We start from the raw sequence: 21,320 nt of genomic DNA, 5'->3' as shown, positions 1-21,320 counted from the left end.
ATCGGGGGTGGGCTTTGGGGGCTAACGAGCTGGCTGCTGGGTCGATCGCCCGCTTTGCTCACCCAGGCCCGCCAAGCGCGATCAACTCCTTCAATTCCCCGCCTTGCGGAAACCAACCAGCAACTCACCCAGCAAATCAACTGGCTGCAATTGATTCCCCCTTGGCCCCTGTTGCCCCATGACCAGGCCCAAGCCCAATTGCCCACGCTCAAAGAACAGCAATCCGCCATTAACCGCGAGCTGACGATCGCCCGGGGCCTGAACACCGCTGAAAATGCGGCCATAAAAGCCGCCCGCTTGGTGCAAAATCCGCCCCACCCGCCGGATGTTTGGCAACAGGCCAAGCAGCAATGGCAGTTGGCCATTCAAACGTTGGCGAGTCTGCCGCCGGATGCGTTGACGGGGGCAGTGATTCAAAGCAAGCTAGCCACCTATCGATCGAACCTGGCGGCGATCGAACAGCAATTGGCTGTGGCAGTGCAGGCGGTGGAATTTAACAATCGCGGGGTTGAGGAACTGAACAACGAACGCTACCGCGAGGCGATCGCTTGGTTTCAGCAGGCCCTGACTCACAATCCCAAGATGGCGGAGGCCCTGTTGGGGCAAGGGTTGGCGCAAGTGGCCCTCCAAGACTATCGATCGGCATTGGAGTCCTTCAATCGATCGATTACTGCCAAGGGAGATTTTGTTGATCCCTATCTCTATCGGGCGGAAACTCGCTATGAATTTGGTGATGCGGCCGGGGCGATGGCGGACTTGGATCAAGCCATTGCCCTGGATAACCAGCGGGCGACGGCCTACCTGCTGCGAGGGGTGATCCATTTTGCCGAAGACCAAGCCAATCAAGCCCGATCGGACTTAAACAAAGCTGTGGAGCTGTTTTCGCAACAGAAAGATTTTGATGCTGCAACCCAAGCCCGCACCCTGCTGGCGCAACTGCCCGCTGAATTGCCGCCCGCTGAATTACCGGTGACAGAATCTGCCCCGCCGGACAATCCAGCAGTGGCGGTGGAGGACGATGACGATGACGATGACAAACGTCGTCGTCGTCTCTCGTTGCAGGATGTGCGATCGACCTGGGATCGGGTGCGCCGTTCTGGTCGCCGTCGCCGCTAGGTTTTGCGATCGACCACTTTCCCCGATGCCCGCAGGCTGCCCAATTTCAGGATCCCCAATTGTCCATGACCGCGAACCGATCGAGCGTCAACGCCCCAAGAACAATCTGGCTGGGAGCCAAGGCTGCCCAGGTGCAGCGGGCGATCGCCCAAGGTCTTTGGGGCCCCTTTGATTGGGTGCTGACCCCTACCCGGCAAGCGGCCCGGGCGATCGGAGTGCAGGCCCAATCGCTCGATCAACTCCTGAAGCGGTTGCGACTGGATGGCAACCTGGCTCCGATGCTGATGCGTCAGCGGGCTTTGCGATCGGCCGTGGCGGCGGTTTGGCCTGAGGTGGAAGCGGGTCAATATGCCAATACGATCGCCCCTGTGATTCGGGAAATGTTGCACAACGGCTGGTCTCTGGCGATGGCGGCCCAGGAACCTACCTTGAGCGATCGGGCGCGGCGGTTGGTGACCATCGCCCAGGCTTATTTGCAAGCGCTGCAATTAGCGGGCGATCAGAAACTGGATGATCAACAACTGAGCGATCAGCAACTGGGTGATCAACAACTGGGCGATCAATCCATGCAGCGGCGGGCTGTCGATCGACCAGCCGATCGACTAGATGCGGCCCAAATTTATGGACAGGCGGCTCAGGCGATCGCCCAGGGCGCAGTGGATCCCCTGGTGTTGGGCCTGTGGGGCTATGGCTATTTGGCTCCCGACGCGATCGCCCTTATCGATGCCCTGGCGGGGCACGGCAGTTGCCTTTGGTGGCCCGACCACCCGGCTTTGCATCGGTTGCTGCCGGACTGGGAACAGCGGGGCTGGACGGTGCGATCGGCGGCGGAATTCTTTGCGGAATTCTCTGCGGAATCCGAGGCAACAGCCTCCCCAACCGAATGCCAACCCTGGCAACGGGCGATCGCCTTTCCCACCCTGGAGGACGAGGTGCGCTGGGTTCTGGCCAAGGTCAAACAGCATCTTCACCAAGGCGTACCGGCGAACCAAATGGTGCTGATTGCCCGCGATGAGCAACGCTACGGGCCCAAGCTGTTGGAGGTGGCGCAGGAATTTGAAGTTCCGGTGCGGTTGCTGTATGGCGTGCCCCTCACGCAAACGCGGGTGGGCCATTGGGTGCAATGCCTGCTGGAAGCGGCCCAACAACAATGGGCCTATGAGCCAGCAGTGCAATTATTGCGCCACCCGATCGGGCGCGATCGCCTAGAAGGTCAATGGGAAACGGCCCGCCGCCTACGCCCCGATCGCCCCAAGGCCTGGGTTCATGCCGGTCTTGATCTTACCGATTTGGCCCCACCGGCCCAATCGGCCCGCCGCCGTGCCACCCGTGAGCAGTGGGTGAGTTGGGTGCAGGACTGTGCCCGATCGCTGGAGATTCGATCGGGCGCACAGCATTGGCCCAGTGAAGCCAACGCCCTCAGCAGCCTGAATCACCACCTGATTGAGCTAGCCCGTCCTAGCCACGAAACATTAACCCTGGCCAGCTTTGCCCAGGAATTGCGGGAACTGTTGAGCCTCATTTCCGTGCCCCGTCACCCCGGCCGAGGGGGCGTGGAATTGCACAACCCCGCCAGCCTGATTGGGGCCCAATATCGCTACGGATTTGCCCTGGGAATGGTGGAAGGCTGGTGGCCCGCCCCGATCGCCCCAGATCTGGCCCTCGACTGGTTCGATCGACGCGCCCTCACCCAAGCCGGGTTTCCGATGGCTGGCACTGCCGAACTGGCGGATCAAGAACGCCTCCACAACAGCGCCGCCTTTGCCACCATCCAAGAGCAATTGGTGTTCAGCTATCCCCAGTGGCACGGCCAGCAACCCCAATTCCCCAGCGCCCTGCTCCGCGATCCCCCAATCAAACCCACCGAGCCGGAGCCGGTTCCCGATGTCAGCCCTTTGACCAGTTGGCAGCGGTTTTTAACCCGCCCCGATCGCCCCGCAGACCTGGCCCAGGATCCCTTCGGCCCAGTGCTAGAGCGAGCTTGGCGGATGGAATGCCAACGATTGGGCGGCGGCCAGCCCGATCGCCCGGAAGATTTGGCGTTTCACGGTTTCCTTGGCTCCCTCGCTGCCATGGATCCCGATCGACATACCTTCAGCGCCTCCCAAATCACCGATCTGGGGCAATGTCCGTTCAAATACTTCGCGCGACGCGTTCTGCGGCTCCAAGAACCCCAAGAAACCGAAGCCGACTTGCCCTGCAACAGCAAAGGCAACCTTTACCACCGTGTTTTGCAAAAGCTGGGGGAACAACAGCGCGATCGGCAAGCGCCCGTTTTCAATGACCCTGAGCAACGGTTGGCGGCCCTCGAAACCTGGCTGACCGAAGCGGCCACCGAACTGCAACTGCCGCGCCACCTCACTTGGACAGCCCAGCGCCAAGAACTCCTGGCCCAATTGCAGTGGTTAATTTTGCAAGACACCTTTTTACCCGCCGAGTCCACAATCCTCCATTGCGAAGTGCCCTTTGAAGGGGAGTGGCTGGGCCTGAAGGTGAAGGGCATGATCGATCGGGTGGATCAGTCCCCCGCTGGCTTGGTTCTGATTGATTACAAAACCGGCAAAGCTGAAGGAGCCAAAGTCAAAGACCAAACCGGCCAAGCAAACCTGGATGTGCAACTGTTGGTTTATGCCAGCGCCGCCGCTCAATTGGCTCCCGAAACCCCCGTCGCCAAGGCCTATTACTACAGCCTGCGGGAAGCGAAACTCGTCTCGCCTCAATCGCTCACCAGTGACAACCCAGAGGTGGGAGCTTTGGTGCAACGGTTGCGCCACCACCTGGCCGCAGGGGAATATCCCGTGGATCCCGATCGGGAATATAAAGCCTGTCAGTTTTGCGAAGCCTCATCGGCCTGTCGTTGTGTCCAGGATGGCTGATTACAAGCGGAATTCGCCCTACGATTAGCTGAGCAACCGCCACAGAATGGTCTGAAATTAGTCTGGAAGTAGTCTGAAAATTTCCTGAATTTGAGACTCTTTTCCCTGCGATTGTTAGCCGTTACGATGCACGGGTGCTGATTCTCGATCGCGATCGGGTCGATCGCTCAGCCTCCTCCCCTTTCTCCCCCCTCCTTCCAGGTGTCTGAACGTCGCCGTTTTCGTCCGATCGACCAACGACCGTTCCAAAAGATTTGGATTGGGGCTGCATTCTTTGCGGTCACCCTCATCATCTCCGTCACGGGCTACATGATCGCCGGTTGGGGGTTTCTTGATGCCTTCTACATGACCATCATCACCGTCTTTGGCGTGGGTTATGGGGAAATTGGCCCCATGACCCCCCATTTGCGGGCCTTCACGATTTTTGTGATCATCGCGGGCACTTCTTCGGCGGTCTACACTGTAGGGGGGGTCTTCCAAGCCCTGGCCGAGGGCGAAATGAATCGGCTACTGGGGGCCAGGCGCATGAGTCGAGATATTGATCGCCTCAAAGATCATGTGATCATTTGCGGGTTGGGCCGCATTGGTCGGCTATTGGCCCGCAAGCTGGTGGAAACGGGCCAGCCCTTCGTGGTGATTGACTCCAATCCTGAACGGGTGGAGCGGGGTGTCAATCTGGGCTATTTGGTTTATGAAGGCAACGCCACCGATGAATCGGTTTTGCGAGCGGCGGGCATTGAGCGGGCCAAGGCCCTGGCCACGGTGTTGCCCGATGATGCGGAAAATGTGTTCATTACCCTGACCGCCCGGGGCATGAATCCCCACATGACGATCGTGGCTCGGGGCGAAGCGGCCAGCACCGAAAACAAGCTGAAGCTGGCCGGGGCCGATCGAGTGGTTTTGCCAGCTAATATTGGGGCGGAGCGGATTGCTCAAATTTTGAATCACCCCTCTGCCCTCTATTTTTTGGAAGAAGACAAGGGCCGAGCCACCCTCAGCGAAATGCTGTCGCGGTTGGATGTGAAGCTGGACGAAGTGCCCGTGCGCCCCCAATCCCCCTTGGATGGCCGGACGATCGGGGACGTGGAAGTGCGTGGCCATGGCACATTCATCGTTGTGGCCCTGCTGCAAAAGGACGGCAATACCATCATTCACCCACCCCAATCGACGCAACTTTATCCGGGCGATACGCTGATCGTGATGGGTCACAGCGACGATATGCCCACCTCCGTGTTTGGTCGGGAATATAGCCGCAACCACAACCGCAACCAACGCTATCGCGGCCTCCCCCGTTAGCGGGCAGCCACCAGTCTTAGACCGAGGTTCAAGGAACGAATGCCGCTAATTTCAGCCCCAATGACCAACGCTGACTCGGATTCGGGGCCCGTGGTCAATCATCGCCGCCCGTTGTCTTGCTGGGCGATCGGGATTGATCGGGCCGGGTGGTTGCGGGTTTGCCCCGCCCAAGTGCTGCGAGGGTTGCTGATGGTGGGGGTGTTGTTGTGGGGTTGGGGGTTAATGGCGTTGCCGGTACGGGCCGAGAGCCTGACGGATTTGCAGCGGTTGTTTCGGAACACCGTTTGCCGCCACTGCGATCTCAGCTATGCCAACTTGGCGGGGGTAAACCTCAGCGATGCCTACTTGGGCGACACGGATTTGGTGGGGACTGATTTACAAGGAGCTTTGCTCGATCGGGCCAACTTGACCCGGGCCCGGGCAATTGGGGCCAGCTTTGCCCAGGTGCGTGCTGACCATGCCAACTTCAGCAACGCCGACCTCAGCGGAGCCAACCTCGCCCAAGCTCACTTGGAGGCAGCCCGCCTCAACCGCGCCACGATCGTTAGCGCATCGCTCGAAGGCAGCATCCTGCACCAGGCCGAACTCACCGAAGCGGACTTGCGAGACAGCAACCTCACCCGCGCCAACCTATCCCAAGCCGACTTAACCCGTGCTTCCTTGACCTATGCCCGCTTGAACCAGGCTGACCTGCGGGGCAGCATTTTGCGAGGAGCCGACTTGCGCCAAACAGACTTCAGCGGCGCGGACTTAACCGGCGCAGACCTGACGGATACCAATCTGGAAAAGGCGATCCTTTGCGGCGCTCGTCTGGCCGATGGCAAAGTGTCGCGCCAAGGCTGTCCCCGATCGCCTGCGGGTGATACCATCAAAGGCGGAAAATTTTGACGCAAACGCATAGGGGACGGACATCATGGATATCATCACCCTCGGTTGGGTTGGCTTGCTGACGGTTTTCACCTTCTCGATTTCGATGGTGATTTGGGGCCGCAACGGCTTCTAAGTTCCCGGGGCTGTGGCCAAGTCTGTTGCCGAAGCTCGATGTTTAAGAATGCATTTCAGGGATCAATAAAGATTGTCGATCGGGTTGATTCATACACCCTCGATCGACAGTTTTGTTTAAGTGGCTTTATCTTGTTTTTTGACCCTTGATTTTTGATTTTTGGTGAGGATTCCCGTGGAAACTTCGGCCTTAACCGTTTTATCGATCGTGGCCATGGGCTTGATGGTGGTGGTTACGGGCGGCATTGTGTACCTAACGGCCGCTGAGTGGCGCGATCGCCGCCGCCAAAAAACTCCCCAAAAGCGCTAGGGCCCGTCGTCAAATCGCCTGAAATCCTGATTCTATCGTTAGCAGATAGTGGGAGACAAGGGGCTTGAGCATCTTGCTACCTAACGATTTGGTGGCGGTAACAGCCATATAATTTAACCCAGCGAATTAAGGCAGGTACGCTAGTAGGGTGGGCAGTGCCCACCAAATTCAGGTAAACAAATCCAGGAAGGCAAATCAAGGTAAATAGAAGCCTAGAAGCGCCCTTTTGAGTTTGCGCGTTCTTGGCTAGCTAGACTCTTTTGGGGCTAGATGAACTCTGGACTAGACTGCAAAATTTTCGGCTAGTTCCTGGCCTGTTGCTGATACATCGCTCGCAACACCAAGGCCGGATCAATCCAATCTTTCCCGTATTTAATACCCCAATGCAGGTGCGGCCCCGTGGTGCGGCCCGTCATGCCCACACGCCCAACCCGCATCCCCGTGGTCACCGTTTGCCCCTGGAAAATACGTAATCCCCCATCGGGATCGCTCAAATAGCGGCGACCTTGCCAGGTGGCCACCCGCCCCATCATGTGACAGTAGGTGTGTTCCCAAGCGCCGGACTGGATCGTGATTGCCGTGCCACACAGCCCACCGTCAGACACTCGGATGACTCGGCCGGCCCACCAACTGCGAATATAGCTACCTTTGGGGGCGGCCAGATCTAGACCCTTGTGAAACTCCACGCTGCCCCCCCGACGACGGTAGCCAAAGGGCGAGGTATAGGTCTGGAAGTTCTCGACGGGAAATGAACCCTGTTGCCATGAGGTGCGACGGCCCGATCGATCCCATTGATTGCCTTGTCCCGAGTTGCCATAGGGATTGACATAGTTGGGATTGTAGCCCCCGGCATAGTTCCCAACGGAGTTGACCTGGTTAATATTCCTGTTGTAATTGCTGCCGGAATTATTACCGTTATTACGAACAGGATTACCGTTGTTGTAACCGTTGCTGTAGCTGTTGTTGTAGTTGCTATAGCTGTTGAAATTGCTGGAGTTAGTTGGGCTATTGGTTGAGGCGTTCCGATTAGCAGGACGGTTGGCCGCTGGCTGTGTAGAATTGAATCGATTGTCTGAAGAATTTTGGTAATTGGTGTAGCTATTACTGTTCTGATAGCTGCTGTAATAGCTAGTCGCGTTGGCGCTTTGGCGTTGAGCTTGGGCAGTATAGTTCGTCACGTTCAAGGGCTGAACAGGGCGCATCTGCGGCTGCCAGTTTGGGTCGGCTTGGCCACGAACGATCGCTGCCGACTCAGCAATCTGTCGCCGAGAATCCTCGATGATTTCGGCAGGGGGCGAGCTGGGAGGCGCATCAAGGCTGGTGGTGGCGGTGTGCTGGGGGCGCTGCCACCAAGGGGCGATCGCCTCTGCTGACAACAGCCCCACCCCAAATAACCCCGCGATCACCGCCAATTGCCAGTGGGCGCGAGCGAGGGCCCGGGGCGATCGGGCTTTGCGCACCGAAGCCTCGCCAGTCAGGGGCGGGGAGGGAGGCTTGGAAAGTGAGAAGCTGTGGTTCGATCGAGCTGGGGGCAAAGCAGGACGGTGCAAGGTGCGTGGCGGCATGGGCGGTGGAGCGTTAGCGCCCGTCAACGTGACATAACGTCACCGACTCTACAAAAAAAAATTCGCTCCGTCCACTCCTGATCAGCAAGCTAGCCCCAGAACGACAGACGCTGAATCCTGGGAAGTTGCCGATCGTTCAGCCCCCCAAGAAACGCAAGAATTTTGTTCTAAAAGGTTAGCCTAGGTGCAGGCTAGAGAAGAAAATGTGCTTTTTTATCCACAAAGCTTCGTTCAAGCTTCATTGCAGTTCCATGGAAAACACTGGGGCAACCTCTACATCTTTTCTGCAATCATGGAGCCATGGTTTTGCGAAAGAGGCTGAGCCATTAACCTTTTAAGAATCCAGCAAAAAAACACAAATGCCTTGGAGATCAATCAATCTCAAGGGAAATTTCTGAGATAGAAGGTCTTTAGATAGAATGAACCCAGGGTGGATTTTAGAACAATCAGGAATGGTGGGTTAGCCCTTGGGTATTGTCTGGGAAAGAGTCTTGGGGGAATTGCTCAAGACTAGGCACAGAATTAAGTGCTTAAGGCTGGGCGCTCAATACTAAGTGCTCAAGACTAAGTGCTCAAGACCCAATACCCATGATTGGACTGAGGTGATGCTGAGCTGAGGTGATGCTGAAGTGATCGAGTTCCTTGTCAAGTTGCACTACAAGCTATTACAGCGGGTCTGATTATGAATGACCAACAACAGTTGGGGTTACCTGGCCGATCGAATCAATTTCTGACCTATTGGCAATGGGGAAATCTGAGCGATCGACCGCTACTGCTGTTGCACGGGCTGGGCGATTGTGCGGCGGTTTGGGAAGGAGCAGCCCAAGAGCTGGCCAAAAAAGGCTATGGCGTGGTTGCGCCGGATTTGCCCGGCCATGGGAACAGCAGCAAGGGCGATCGCCCCTACACCACTGAAGCAATCGTTGAAGACTTGGAAGCCCTTTGTAATCACCTGGGCTGGTCTCGGGTGACGGTGGTGGGCCACTCTTGGATGGGCAAGGTTGCCACCCGTTGGATGCAGGATCTGCCCCAGCGATTTCAGCAGGCAGTCATTGTTGATCCATTTTTTATTGGCAAAATGCCTGATTGGTTGCGTTTAAGCTTCCCAATTTTGTATCGAACCCTGCCATTTTTGAAGCTAACGGGCCCGTTTCCGGATCAAACTTCAGCGGAAGACTGTGCTCGGCAACTCAAGCAATATCGTGAGTGGAATCCATGGCAAGCGGCGGCCTTTGCGGCAAATCTGGAACAGAAAGATGATGGTACTTGGGGTAGCAAACTAGATTTGCTGGCGCGCGATCGCGTGTTTGAAGATGTGCTTGGAATTGCGGGCTTCCAGAAGTCAGTTTCCTCGCCCACGTTGTTGATTTTGCCGGAACAGGGCTTGAATCAATTTGCTTGGCAAACTCGCGATTTCCATCAGTTCTGCGAGCGGCTGACGGTGCAAACGGTTCCCGGCAATCACTGGCCCTTTCTGAATGACCCGATCGGGTTTGCCGAAACGATTGATCGATGGCTCATTGCGCCCGCCCAAGAACGCCATAATTTTGGTCAAGTGGCGCAATTTGATGTGGTCTGAACGCTGGGTCTGAATGCTGGGTATGAGGGCTGGATCTGAACGCTGGATTACTCTTTGCAACCATCCTGAGCGAGGCTCAACAACCAACCGGAGATTCACCGAACAGCGGCGCTGAGGGACGGAACTGCTGTTGAGAGCATGTTTTTGGTTAAGCTGTTTGTTGAGATCGTGCTGTTGAGATCGCGTTGTTGAGATCGTGCTTAGACGGCAGGTGGTTTGGATCTCGATCGCGTGATTGGGGGCAATTGGAACCCAAGCGATTCAGACCCGCGTGATTCGGACTCACGCGACTCAGACCCACGCGATTCAGACCCGGATAATTTTTTTAAATTGGCACTCGCCCAAGGAGATGTTCCCGTGCCGACGGATGCCCAGCCTGTGACCGAAGAAGCCTTTGGAATTGTGCCGATTTATTTGCCCCAGTCGGGCGATCGAGCAGAGGCTTTGTTTTTGCTCGTGCAGCACCGGGCAGGACATTGGGCGTTTCCCAAGGGCCATGCGGAGCCGGGCGAAAGTGCCCTTGAAACAGCGCTTCGGGAATTTACCGAAGAAACCGGCATTCAACATTGCACTCCCGTCACCGATGTGCAGTTTGTTGAAACCTACTGCCGACAGAATAAACTGGTGCAAAAAACGGTGACTTATTTTCCTGCTTGGGTTTTGGATCGGGAAACCAACCTGCAACCGGAGGAAATCCAAGACAGTGCTTGGTTGACAGCGGAAGAAGCCCGATCGCGCATTACGTTCCCGGCTAATCGGGGGGTTCTTGAATCAGCGCTGGAATGGCTGCAAGCCCTGGCAACTTTGCCTATTCAAACCGAAGAGTAACGCAGCTCCGTTGCGCTAATTCCCGTTCATGCAACTCCAATTAGCGCCAACCCCCATTAGCCCCGCATTTCTTGCCCCGTATTTCTTGCCCAAGCCCCTTCGCCCATGCTGCTCGATCGCCCCGTATTGTTTACCCTTCTGGTTGTCGCGACGCTAACCATTGGCGTGGGGGCGATCGGGCTATTCATTGGTGCCATAGCAAGGCTCTTGGGTCGGCGTTGCCTGCGCAAAAGCCTCGTTGCGGCCTATGGCAGCGCTTTGGTGGGTGGAGCCTTGGGGGCCCTGGCTTCCTTGTCGGTGACCTTCCCGGTCTCTTTGTTGACCCTGGGCATGGCGGGCGCTTTCGCGGCCACCCCGATCGGCACACTTATCGTTCTCTATGTGACGGGCAAGCGCCGTCCTCGCCGCCGCCGCGCTTCCACCTGAGCACCTGAGCATTCAGCGGGCCCAAAAACCCGCCCCCAACTCCTCTAGTAATTGGCTGGCGGTAGTGATTGGCTGGCGATTTGCTTGACCCTTGCCACTCCGAGCCGCCCACGGGACTCGGCAAAGCTCAAGACTCGTCGTAGGCCTCCAAATCCAGTAAGTAGATGTAAGGCTCAACTAGCTCTGGCCGCTGAAAGGCGATCGCCCGCAGCAAGTGCCAGTCTCGCAACCCCTCAAAGGGCGTGGCATAATCATCCCGCTCCAGCCGGAGCGCCAACTCGGCCACATCTTGCTCAGTCATTTGGGCAACGGCCGGTTGTGAAATATGCAGTACTTCCACGGTTAAACCTCCTCCAAGCCCTAGACTGATCTTAAGCCGGATGAACCACCAAACAATCGATTTCCCTTGTTTTGGTACGTTAGTTCATGAAAGCGGCCATCGTTCGCCCAAAAGTTAAACCGAAAGTTAAGCCACCAGCTAAGCCACCAACTAAGCCACCAACTAAGCCACTAGCTAAACCAAACGCCAAACAATGACCGCTAGAGGGTTTCTAGGTAGCGCAGTAGGTCGGCCATGTCCTGGGGAGCGGGCTGAAATTGCGGCATGGGGGGCGTTTTGCCGCTAATCACCTGTTCAATCAGGGCGACTTCTGATTTTCGGCTGGCCACATCAAGCAAGCTGGGGCCCACATGACCCGCGCCATCAGCCCCATGACAAACGGCGCAGTTCATGGAAAAAATTGCTGCTCCCCGATCGCGATCGCCCTGCAAAGCTAAGACACTTTCCGCGTAGGGATCCATGGGCTGAAACCACTGGCCCAGGGGCCAGACCATCAGCAAAACGGACAGGACAAGGAGTATCGCGATCGCAAGGGTACGACGCGCCCAAGGTTGGACTGGGGACTGATTAACTGGCGTTTCCAAGGCGATCGCGTTGCTGAGGAACCGACATGAAAGTTTTCATTTAATAACATAGCTCAAAGGTTGCCCCCGGGCCGCCGAAGTTCCCCCCTACTCGCCCACTCAGGACAGAATCAGTTTTCGGGCTGAGAAGCCGGTAAAATCGGAGGGCGCGTTGCCCGATCGGGAACAGCCACCGCACCAGATCCGTAGTCTTCACTGCTGGAATCTGACTAAGTGCTTTAAAAATGACTTAATGTTTTAGACGATTTAGGGAAGGAGAATCCGCCGTGATCGAACCTCGCTTGCTCGGTATTGTCTTGGGTCTGATTTTGGTGACGCTGAGTGGCCTGTTTTTCGCAGCCTATCAGCAATATCGTCGCGGCAATCAGTTCGATCTGTAGGTTGATTTGGCCCCGATCGACCCGCTCGATCGTCCCATTCAATTTGAACCTGTGTTTGGCATTCGCGCATCCTTGCGATCGCAATTCCAAACTTAATTCAATCGCTGTATTCACAGCAGCAATGCAGTGGAGGTCTGTTTTAAGCAGGTCTCCACACTTTTTTGATCATGAATTACAGCCTTTACCCAAAACACTTGGTGCGACATATCGTAGATGCCATGGAGCAATGATGAGGTAGGCAATGCCCACTACGGCCTTTGATTATGACTACTTCCTCATGATCACAATTATTTGTCCACTCATTTGCTCATTAAGAATATTTGCTCATTAAAAAGCGCCCAGCCCAAAGGCCGAGCGCTGATGAATCTTCAATTCAATCCGGCTTCGTCTCAGGAAGCTGGACTAGGGAGCCAGGGCACTACCCCGCAGCAAACTCCCGATCGTCTTCGCCGTAATCTTCAGTTGAGTCAGCGGATTGGCAGGCACAACCGTCTTGTACAAATAGCTGTCAAAGGTCAGCTTTTGCACATCGATGTCTTCGCACATTTCCACAAAGGCTTCGCGCGTCGCATCGGAACGATAAAACACCCGTTGCAGCAGATCCAGCACCAAATAGGTTGCACCATACTGCCTATCCCAACGCTTCAGATACTGCTTCAGATCTGCTTCATTGGGAACGCGCTGGCCCTTGTTGGAAAATTCCACAATGGTTTCCGCACACATCCGAGCCGACTTGGCCGCGAAGTAAATCCCTTCGCCAGAAGACTTGGTGACCGTACCGGCCGCATCACCCACCAGGGCCACACGACCCACCACCCGACGAGGGCGGGGATGTTCCGGAATCGGGTGTGCTTCAACCTTGATAATTTGCCCACCTTCGAGGCGCTTGGCTGCTCGGGCCCGAATGCCCGCTTGCAGTTCCTTGATCCGGGCTTGGTTCACGCGCATTGTGCCCGTGCCCACTGCCACGTGGTCATATTTGGGGAACACCCAGGCGTAAAAGTCGGGGGAAACATCGTCACCGACGTACATTTCCGCCAAGTCCTGGTAGTAATCCATCTTGTCTTCGGGCAGACGGATTCGCTCTTGGAAGGCGATCGCGTAGTTGTAGTCCCCCGCGTCGATCGCCTTGGCAATCCGGGAGTTAGCCCCATCAGCCCCAATCACCAAATCCACTTGCAGGGTTTTGGCCACGCCCGCCACCGAACCATCGGAGTGGTCAGCATAGTGCAGGGTGTAGGGAGCCTTGTCACTGCTGGGAATTTCCAGCTTGTGTACCGTGCCGTTAATCAGGTTAGCCCCCAGCTTCACCGCCCGATCGCGCATGAACCCATCCAGGACTTCCCGGCGGCACATACCGATATATTCATCAGGCTTGAGGGTTGAACCGATGTTCACCTCAATATTGGACGGTGAGATCATCTTCATCTTCCGCACGCGGCGATCGATGATCTCCGGCGGAAGTTCAAACTCACCAACCATGCATAGGGGAATTGCGCCGCCGCAGGGCTTGGCGTTGTCCAGCTTGCGCTCGAACAGATAGGTCTCAATTCCAGCTTTAGCGAGCGTTTCTGCGGCTGAGGAACCGGCCGGCCCGCCGCCAACAACAGCAACCCGTAACACGAACAGCTTCTCCTAATTACGCGTGTGGCTGAGGCTTCGACATCACCCTCGTCCTGATGAAATTTCGATCGCGCCTTAGATCCAACCGCACTGGCCAATGGCTCACAGAGGGGTCTAATTCAGAACTCAAAATTCAATCAAGGCGAGGAGCTTTGAGAAGGCTTGCGATTTTGTTCTGGACTCCAAAGCCACGCGATTAACGTGGATTACTGCCGCCGTTGGGTTTTTCCCGTCCACTGAACGGATTAACCCGTCTCTGTTCAATAACCGTTGGATTACCCGCTGATTATTAATTGGATCATTCACCGCGCTGCCCATCGGCAACAAAGGTAAAAGGGGGCAATAAACCGCAAAAACCGCTCTGGCCGCCCAAAGATTGGATGTCATCCTATCACGGGGGTTTCCTGTGGCTGGGCGTGCCCCAAGCTTCTATAACGAGAATGCAACAGAGTTTAACGATCTGATACCCCCCGTTCACCAACCTTGAGATCCACAGGCTGAGTTTTTGGGCCATCAAGCTTCGGGCATGGGGCAACGGGCCGGGGGTTAGGGCGATGGTTGACTGGGGGCCCGCCAAGGGATCCAAGGGCATGGGCAAAAATCAGCTAAAAACAAGCATAAATAGCCGTAAATAGGTGAAAATAAACACAAATAAGCACAAAAAGATAAAAAGCGACAAAAAAGAAATCGAGGAACTGGACGCTCCTCGATCGCTTAGTTTGATATTCATCAACCGGGTTCAGCAGTCGATCGCCCATGAATCAGCCACATGAATTAGCCAATTAATGGCGGAGAATTGCCACTGAACCCATTAAGAACCTCATTCCTAGAGGAGTCCCAATACCCCTAAATATTCAGTCACGACCAGGAGAAAAACCAACGAGCGCTAGGCAGGTGATCAAACACTTAACTTAACCCTTGGGGATCAGCTCTCTGGGCTATTCAGTCCAATTGGAGCCGAGATAGGGTTCATCTTCAAAAGGCTGCACGCCAACTGCGGGATAGTCGTCGTGGTCGGGCGCGAAAATTTCACCAAAGCCTTCCAAGACGTATTGCATTGAGGATGAGAGCGAAGTCCAGAATTGCATAACCTAACCTCCGGCTCCATCAATTAAGAGGGAATGAAATGGCTTACCTTCAGCATAGGGAAGTTTCCTGAGAGCTGGGATCGCTCCGTGATAAATCGATGAATTTCGATGAATTTCTCAATGTTTTGTGTGCTAATTTTGCGCAGGAACTTCCTGGAAATTGAGAATTTCAAACAATTCTTGGCAATTTGCCAGCTTTGCAAGTCCCCTCAGTGACTGCTCAGATGTTCCTTCAGGCTTCGCTGTCGTTAACCTGTTTTATGAGCGCGGCTGCCCTAATTCGCGGGGTCAAACACATGACTGTTACCAGCACCTGATCGTTAAGCAGCAAGGGGCTTAAGCCCCTTGTTCCTACGACTGTCTCCGCAACTTTGACCTAATGCATTAAGCCTGTCACGCTACTATGGCCATTCGGATTTACGGTAACCGATCGCTCAAAACGCTGCCTGGCCAAACAACCCGGCCGACTGTTTCGCGGGTGCGAGAGGCGTTGTTTCAAATTTGGCAAGGAGCGATCGGGGGTTGTTGTTGGCTGGACATTTGCGCCGGATCCGGATCCATGGGCGCGGAGGCCCTGGCGCGGGGGGCGGCTTTGGTGGTGGGGGTGGAACAGTTGCCCCAAGCCTGCGGAGTGATTCGAGACAATTGGCAACGCATTGCCCGATCGCCCCAACGGTTTGAAATTGTGCGGGGAGATGCGCCACGGGTCTTGGCTCGGTTGCGGGGCCAACGGTTCGATCGCATCTATTTCGATCCGCCCTATGCCGGTGATCTATATGAATCGGTTTTGCAGGTTGTGGCGGAGGCGCAATTGTTGGCGGAGGCGGGTGAATGTGCCGTTGAGTTTAATCCTCGACAGTGGCAGCCGCCGCTTCAGGTGGGCCAGCTCCGGTGCGATCGGGTCAAGACCTATGGCAACTGTGCCCTGGCTTTTTATGGCTGGTCTGAGGCAACCGCACCTGAGGCAACCCAAAACCTTGGCTGAGATGGCTTTGTGAAATGGCTTTGGCTGATGGTGTTTGTTCCAAAACTGGCGTGGTTGTCCTGTTGAGATCCGACGGTGTGGGCGTTGAGCATTGGCTTCAACTTAAGACCGAGAAAATCCGGGTAGGGGCGTACGGCCGTACGCCCCTACAGGGTTGACTTTGGTGTAGCCCCGCTGGTGTCGGTCTTTTTGGATCGATTTTGTACAGAAACGATGACTCAATCGCTTCCAACCAGTCCCGCAGGCCGCAACAGGTAGTCTGGCACACAGCAACGGCGGCAACGGCTGCACCATACTCGATGGTTGGAAACCCAGCGTGTGAAGCGATCGCCGCTGTCTGTCCGGGAGCCATGAAACCGCGAATTATCATTTGTGGCTTGGGGCGCACGGGTTACAAGGTTTTTAATTTGTTGCACCAGCAGGGGGCGGCGGTCACGGGCATTAGCGATCGCCCTTTGCCGGGAGTGAACAATGCGCAGGTGGTGGTGGGGGATCCCACTTCGGCGGCGGTGTTGCTGTCGGCGGGGGTTGCCACGGCCCAAACCCTGGTGTTGGTGGGCGATCGGGACTCACAGAATTTAGCGATCTTGATGCAGGCGCGGTTGTTAAACCCAAATTTGCGGGTGGTGCATCGCCTCTATAACGCTCAGTTGGGCGATCGCCTGGATTCCACCTTGGCGGATCACAATAGTTTGAGTGTGTCGGCCTTGGCGGCTCCGGCGTTTGTGTTTGCGGCCTTGGGCAGTCGGGCGATCGGGCAAGTGCGACTGTTTGATCGCCTTTGGCCGATGCGGGAAGAGGCGATCGATTTTGGCCATCCCTGGCTGGGGCGACGGCTTTCGGAACTGTGGGACGATCGGGATCGGATGCTGATCGACTATTTGCCAGTTACGCCAGTCGATCGAGTGAGCCATCGTTACGAAGCAGAAGACCCACACCGAGAGGGCCATCGCGAGGGCCATCGCGAGGCCGCACGCGATTTTCCCCGGGATCTTCAGGGTTATCCCGATGAGCCACGAGGCGATGTGCGCTTTGCCGATCGCCCCAACTTGGTGGCCGCCCTCAGCCTGGCCCGGGAACTGCAAGTGGGCGATCGGCTGATTGTGGCCACGCGCCCCACGCGCCGACCGTCCCAACTGAAACGTCGCCAACGGCTACAAAGTTTTCTTGATGGTTTGGGGCGCTTGGGTCACCAAGGCCGCCCGGCGGCGATCGCCTTTGTGGTGCTGTTGCTGGCGATTGTGGTGTCCACCATTCTCTATGACGTGGCTGCCAACACCCATCTATCGCTGATTGAAGCGTTCTATTTTGCCGTGGGCACAATTACCGGGGCCGGCGGCAAGGAAGATATGCTCGATCGGGCCCCCGATGCCCTCAAAATCTACACCGCTCTGTTGATGTTGGTGGGCGCTGGCATTGTCGGGATTTGCTACGCCCTGCTGAACGATTACATCTTGGGAACTCGGTTTCAGCAGGTTTTGGAGGTGGTGCGGCTGCCCAAACGCGGCCACTTCATTGTGGCCGGGCTGGGAGGTTTGGGCCTCAAAACCGCCCGGGAACTGCGGGCCCAAGGTTGCGAAGTGGTGGCGATCGAACAAGATCCCCATAATCGATTTTTGGCCACCGCCCGATCGCTGCAAATCCCCGTGGTGATTGGGGATGCCACCCTGCCAGAAACCTTAGTTGCCGTTGGGGTTGAGCGTGCTGAGGCGCTCCTAACCACAACTCAAGATGAATTGGCTAACCTGGAGATTGGGCTAAATGCCCGTACCATCGCCCCTCGGCTGGCGATTGTGTTGCGCAATCAGGATCCCCAATCGGCCATGATGATGCAGCAGGTTTTTGAATTTGAAACGGTGCTCAGTCCCGTGGAGCTTGCTGCGCCGGCCTTTGCGGCGGCCGCCTTGGGAGGGCGGATCTTGGGCAGCGGGGTCACGGGCGATCGGCTGTGGGTGGCCCTCGGAACCCTGATTACTCCGCTTCATCCCCTTTGCGGTCTGGATGTGGAAACTGCGGCCATTCACCTCGACTTTGTGCCGCTATACCTGGAGCGTCCCGACCACGCCACCATCCACGGCTGGGAACTGCTGCGAACCGTTTTGGGGGCCCACGATGTTCTGTATCTTTCCATTCCCGCCTGTTACCTCGATCGGTTATGGCGTTTGGCGAGCGATCGAATTCTGAATCAACATCACGACAAGCAATTTCGACGGATCGATCGCTAAAACTCCCCCTTGTGCCACCGCCCAACAACGGTGCGATCGCTGCATTTTGTATAATTTTCATGAAGTTCCCCTGATTTTCATTGCCACCACTGATGGCGATGAAATCGTGTCTGCAACCCAACTTGATCCATAGCCCGTTACAGGGGCCTAATAACTGCGGTATGATCGGGAGCATCAGATAATTAAGAAAAAATTAATAACAAAAACAAATATGTATTTGTACTTAGGACTGGGCAAAATCAGCCGCTTCAGCCGATGTTTAATCAGATCTTTAATCTGTCACTTTCCTTTATTCTGAAAGATCCGCAGTTTATTAGGAACACCAGGGCGCAATTCAGCTTTCATCAGTACGCAAATTTCTACTAAAACCCCATGGCCTCTTCTAGCTTATCTTTCCTTTCTGTGGCCAAGCAGCTTCAATTTCAGCTTCAGCAGTGGAAAACAGCCGTGATTAACTTCAAACCAACCGCTATTCGCTCCAAAATTGCCAGTGGTTATCTGGTTGCGCTGGGTATTCCAATCATTGGGGCCTCAATTGGAATTCTGATTGGTAATCATTACCAAGCGGCTGCCGACCAAAAATTAGCGGAATATCGCGAAGATCAAAAGCGATTGTTGGATTTACAAATTAATATTTTGTCCAACTTGCCCGCCAAATCCTTGAGTCCCTTTACCCATGATCCGGTCACCTTTCGCAAGGCGGGTCAAGCTTTGATGAAGCGGATTGAAACCGTTAGTGATTTAACGGAGGGAATGGCCATAGACGATCGCCCCTTGCTCCTCAGAAACCGCACTGCGTTTAGTCAATATGTGACGGTGGTGGCAGAGTTTTCAAGATTTGTTCAGCAATCCATTGAAGTTATTCAACCGCTGACCGGCAGCGTCAAAAATCAGTACAAGGTTGATGCGGAAATTGGCAAACTGCTCCGCAGTCAAGAATTTAATAACTTCATTGCTTTCACCAATGTTTTGGAGTCCTTAAACATTGATGCCAATCAAGAACTATTGACTGCGGTTCAGGAACGGCGCGAGGCCGAAAACTTTCGGCTGATGATGGCGATCGGGAGTATTTTCCTGGCGTTGTTGGTGTCGGTGTTGCTCGGTAATTACACCAGCCGCACGATCGCCCAACCGATCGAAGATCTGGCCAGCCTTGCCCAACAGGTGACCCACGATGCCAACACCCGATTGCGGGCCGATGTCACGACCGTTGACGAAGTGGGAACCTTGGCCCAATCCGTGAATCAATTGATTGAATGGGTGGAAAACTACACGCGAGACTTGCAAGCGGCCCAACTGCAATTGGTGCAAACGGAAAAGATGTCTAGCCTAGGAGAGTTGGTGGGCGGTTTAGCCCATGAAATCAACAATCCCATTAGCTTTATCTACGGCAATTTGGGCTATGTCGATCAGTATGTTTCGGATCTGATTTATTTGGTGAAATATTATCAGGAAAAATATCCCCAGGAAGTAGCCGATGTTGATATGGAAGAAAAAATCGAAGAACTGGAATTCGTGATCGAAGATCTGCCTAAACTACTCATTTCCATGAAATCGGGTGCAGAACGAATTCGAGAACTCGTGGTGTCGCTGCGCAATTTTTCGCGGTTGGATGAAGCAGATCTCAAAACCGTTGATGTGCATGAGGGTCTAGAAAATACCCTTTTGATGTTGAACTATCGCCTACAGCATTGTCGCTTGGAGGATGATATTAAAATCACCAAGCGCTATGGCGATTTGCCGGAAGTTGAATGCTATCCAGCACAGCTCAATCAAGTTTTCATGAATGTGTTAGACAATGCGATCGATGTTTTGAGTGATGAATCAATCCTCCATCCTGAAATTACGCTCAGCACTCGAGTGATTGATTCTCAATGGGTGCAACTGAGCATTGCCGATAATGGCCCAGGAATCGAAGCAGCGATTCAAAGTAAGTTGTTCGACCCGTTTTTCACCACTAAGCCGATCGGGCAGGGAACGGGCTTGGGCTTGGCGATCACCTATCAGGTGGTGCAGCAACATGAAGGACAAATTCAAGTGATTTCAGCGCCGGGTCAAGGAACTACCATTCAAATTGAGTTGCCGATTCGACAAAAATTGGAAACCGAGGACACTGTGAAACCAGTTCTGGAAAAGGCTTTGGCATAGTAATCCAGCGCATGAATCTGGTGCATGAATCTGGTGTATGGGTTTGGTTCATGGGTTTGGTGTATACACTTGGTGCATGAGTTGAGCGCATCAAGTTACATCAATTCGATGACTGAAATTTCTGTAAATCGTTGGCAATCCACAGACCACGCCCTGAGTTATTTGGCCCGGGCCGATCGAATTCCGCGTCGCACTGAAGGGGAAGCGGCCCTGCTGGAACAAGTGCCGCGAACCGTGCGTAGAATTTTGGATTTGGGTACGGGCAATGGGCGACTACTAGCATTGCTTAAGGTCGATCGCCCGGCGGCGGCAGGCGTGGCGCTGGATTTTTCGGAAACGATGTTGGCGGCGGTGCGCGATCGCTTTGGGGCCGATGACAAGGTGACGGTGGTGGCCCACAATCTCGATACAGCCTTGCCAGAGTTGGGGCGATTTGATGCGATCGTGTCGAGTTTTGCGATTCATCACCTCAGCCACGATCGCAAGCGATCGCTCTATCAAGAGGTGTTTCAACGATTGGAGCCGGGGGGCATTTTTGCCAACTTGGAACATGTGGCTTCGCCAACGCCCCAGCTTCATGAGCAGTTTTTGAAAGCCATTGGCTATCGACCGGAAGAAGATGATCCGTCGAACCAGTTGCTAGATGTTGAAACGCAGCTTCAATGGTTTCGAGATATTGGTTTTCAGCAGGTCGATTGTTATTGGAAATGGTTGGAAATGGCGCTATTGATCGGTCTCAAGCCAGCCTAGTTTTTTGAGGATTGATGAGCGAATTTCAGGATCTTTTCTGGATTTTTGCGTTATAAATCCAGTACAATCGGTTACAGTTCTTTACAATCGAATTTAACGAAGCCAATCAGGCCGCGACCCCAGACCGTGACGCGACAACGGGGCAAGATGGCCGAGCCGATCGCCCACTGGATCCATAGCCGGGGCATCGAAAGCTGAC

General features: G+C 54.9%; 18 protein-coding genes and 1 pseudogene. 14 read left to right on the top strand and 5 right to left on the bottom strand.

Annotated features, from left to right (window positions below; translation table 11 throughout):
- The 6 genes from AMR42_RS00800 to AMR42_RS21335 form a co-directional block, all read left to right on the top strand.
- A partial coding sequence (locus AMR42_RS00800; RefSeq protein ID WP_143472882.1) for a tetratricopeptide repeat protein occupies positions 1 to 1,116 on the top strand: 1,116 nt, incomplete at its 5' end.
- 65 nt (positions 1,117 to 1,181) lie between these two features.
- Positions 1,182 to 3,992 (top strand): PD-(D/E)XK nuclease family protein, encoded by a 2,811-nt coding sequence (locus tag AMR42_RS00795; RefSeq protein WP_099531569.1) that lies wholly within the window; start codon positions 1,182 to 1,184, stop codon positions 3,990 to 3,992.
- Positions 3,993 to 4,193: 201 nt separating this feature from the next.
- On the top strand, positions 4,194 to 5,288 hold the full coding sequence (locus AMR42_RS00790) for a TrkA family potassium uptake protein (RefSeq protein WP_234406428.1): 1,095 nt from the start codon (positions 4,194 to 4,196) through the stop codon (positions 5,286 to 5,288).
- Between the two features lie 60 nt (positions 5,289 to 5,348).
- Positions 5,349 to 6,176, top strand: a complete 828-nt coding sequence (locus tag AMR42_RS00785) for a pentapeptide repeat-containing protein (RefSeq protein WP_158234306.1) — start codon at positions 5,349 to 5,351, stop codon at positions 6,174 to 6,176.
- 25 nt (positions 6,177 to 6,201) lie between these two features.
- On the top strand, positions 6,202 to 6,291 hold the full coding sequence (gene petN / locus AMR42_RS00780) for a cytochrome b6-f complex subunit PetN (RefSeq protein WP_099531567.1): 90 nt from the start codon (positions 6,202 to 6,204) through the stop codon (positions 6,289 to 6,291).
- Between the two features lie 174 nt (positions 6,292 to 6,465).
- Positions 6,466 to 6,600: a hypothetical protein gene (locus tag AMR42_RS21335; protein ID WP_255407478.1), complete on the top strand. Its 135-nt coding sequence runs from the start codon at positions 6,466 to 6,468 to the stop codon at positions 6,598 to 6,600.
- Positions 6,601 to 6,902: 302 nt separating this feature from the next.
- Here AMR42_RS21335 and AMR42_RS21550 read toward each other — a convergent pair.
- Positions 6,903 to 7,367, bottom strand: a pseudogene (locus AMR42_RS21550) (M23 family metallopeptidase); the annotation flags it as partial.
- Between the two features lie 1,480 nt (positions 7,368 to 8,847).
- On the opposite strand from AMR42_RS21550, the gene AMR42_RS00770 reads away from it, so the two are divergent.
- From AMR42_RS00770 to AMR42_RS00760, 3 genes are all read left to right on the top strand, one after another.
- Positions 8,848 to 9,744, top strand: a complete 897-nt coding sequence (locus AMR42_RS00770) for an alpha/beta fold hydrolase (RefSeq protein ID WP_099531566.1) — start codon at positions 8,848 to 8,850, stop codon at positions 9,742 to 9,744.
- 357 nt (positions 9,745 to 10,101) lie between these two features.
- Entirely contained in the window at positions 10,102 to 10,572 is a 471-nt protein-coding gene (locus AMR42_RS00765; protein ID WP_199291319.1) for a bis(5'-nucleosyl)-tetraphosphatase, read from the top strand.
- A 105-nt stretch (positions 10,573 to 10,677) separates the two neighbouring features.
- Positions 10,678 to 10,998, top strand: a complete 321-nt coding sequence (locus AMR42_RS00760) for a hypothetical protein (RefSeq protein ID WP_143472881.1) — start codon at positions 10,678 to 10,680, stop codon at positions 10,996 to 10,998.
- Between the two features lie 127 nt (positions 10,999 to 11,125).
- Here AMR42_RS00760 and AMR42_RS00755 read toward each other — a convergent pair whose 3' ends face one another.
- Together AMR42_RS00755 and AMR42_RS00750 are read right to left on the bottom strand one after the other, a co-directional pair.
- Positions 11,126 to 11,338, bottom strand: coding sequence for a DUF2555 domain-containing protein (locus AMR42_RS00755; protein ID WP_304441447.1), 213 nt, complete (start codon positions 11,336 to 11,338; stop codon positions 11,126 to 11,128).
- Positions 11,339 to 11,538: 200 nt separating this feature from the next.
- Positions 11,539 to 11,832 (bottom strand): cytochrome c, encoded by a 294-nt coding sequence (locus tag AMR42_RS00750; protein ID WP_099531564.1) that lies wholly within the window; start codon positions 11,830 to 11,832, stop codon positions 11,539 to 11,541.
- A 356-nt stretch (positions 11,833 to 12,188) separates the two neighbouring features.
- On the opposite strand from AMR42_RS00750, the gene petG reads away from it, so the two are divergent.
- The gene (gene petG, locus AMR42_RS00745; protein ID WP_099531563.1) at positions 12,189 to 12,302 is read left to right on the top strand and encodes a cytochrome b6-f complex subunit V; all 114 of its coding nucleotides are present in this window, start codon (positions 12,189 to 12,191) and stop codon (positions 12,300 to 12,302) included.
- Positions 12,303 to 12,704: 402 nt separating this feature from the next.
- Here petG and chlP read toward each other — a convergent pair whose 3' ends face one another.
- Both chlP and AMR42_RS00735 read right to left on the bottom strand, forming a co-directional pair.
- The gene (gene chlP / locus AMR42_RS00740) at positions 12,705 to 13,925 is read right to left on the bottom strand and encodes a geranylgeranyl reductase (protein ID WP_099531562.1); all 1,221 of its coding nucleotides are present in this window, start codon (positions 13,923 to 13,925) and stop codon (positions 12,705 to 12,707) included.
- 938 nt (positions 13,926 to 14,863) lie between these two features.
- A complete protein-coding gene (locus AMR42_RS00735) occupies positions 14,864 to 15,013 on the bottom strand; it encodes an isochorismate synthase (protein ID WP_099531561.1) in 150 nt (49 codons plus the stop codon).
- A 403-nt stretch (positions 15,014 to 15,416) separates the two neighbouring features.
- Between AMR42_RS00735 and rsmD the strand changes: the two genes are divergently transcribed.
- The 4 genes from rsmD to AMR42_RS00715 all read left to right on the top strand — a co-directional run bounded on the left by rsmD (position 15,417) and on the right by AMR42_RS00715 (position 21,121).
- A complete protein-coding gene (rsmD, locus tag AMR42_RS00730; protein WP_099531560.1) occupies positions 15,417 to 15,998 on the top strand; it encodes a 16S rRNA (guanine(966)-N(2))-methyltransferase RsmD in 582 nt (193 codons plus the stop codon).
- 350 nt (positions 15,999 to 16,348) lie between these two features.
- Positions 16,349 to 18,223 (top strand): TrkA family potassium uptake protein, encoded by a 1,875-nt coding sequence (locus tag AMR42_RS00725; RefSeq protein ID WP_099531559.1) that lies wholly within the window; start codon positions 16,349 to 16,351, stop codon positions 18,221 to 18,223.
- A gap of 372 nt (positions 18,224 to 18,595) precedes the next feature.
- Entirely contained in the window at positions 18,596 to 20,371 is a 1,776-nt protein-coding gene (locus tag AMR42_RS00720; RefSeq protein ID WP_099531558.1) for an ATP-binding protein, read from the top strand.
- A gap of 108 nt (positions 20,372 to 20,479) precedes the next feature.
- A complete protein-coding gene (locus tag AMR42_RS00715; protein ID WP_099531557.1) occupies positions 20,480 to 21,121 on the top strand; it encodes a class I SAM-dependent methyltransferase in 642 nt (213 codons plus the stop codon).
- Positions 21,122 to 21,320 lie beyond the last annotated feature (199 nt).

This window comes from Limnothrix sp. PR1529, assembly GCF_002742025.1.
Classification (GTDB): domain Bacteria; phylum Cyanobacteriota; class Cyanobacteriia; order CACIAM-69d; family CACIAM-69d; genus CACIAM-69d.
Note: the sequence above shows the minus strand (reverse complement) of the source record. Positions and strands in the feature narration are given on the sequence as shown.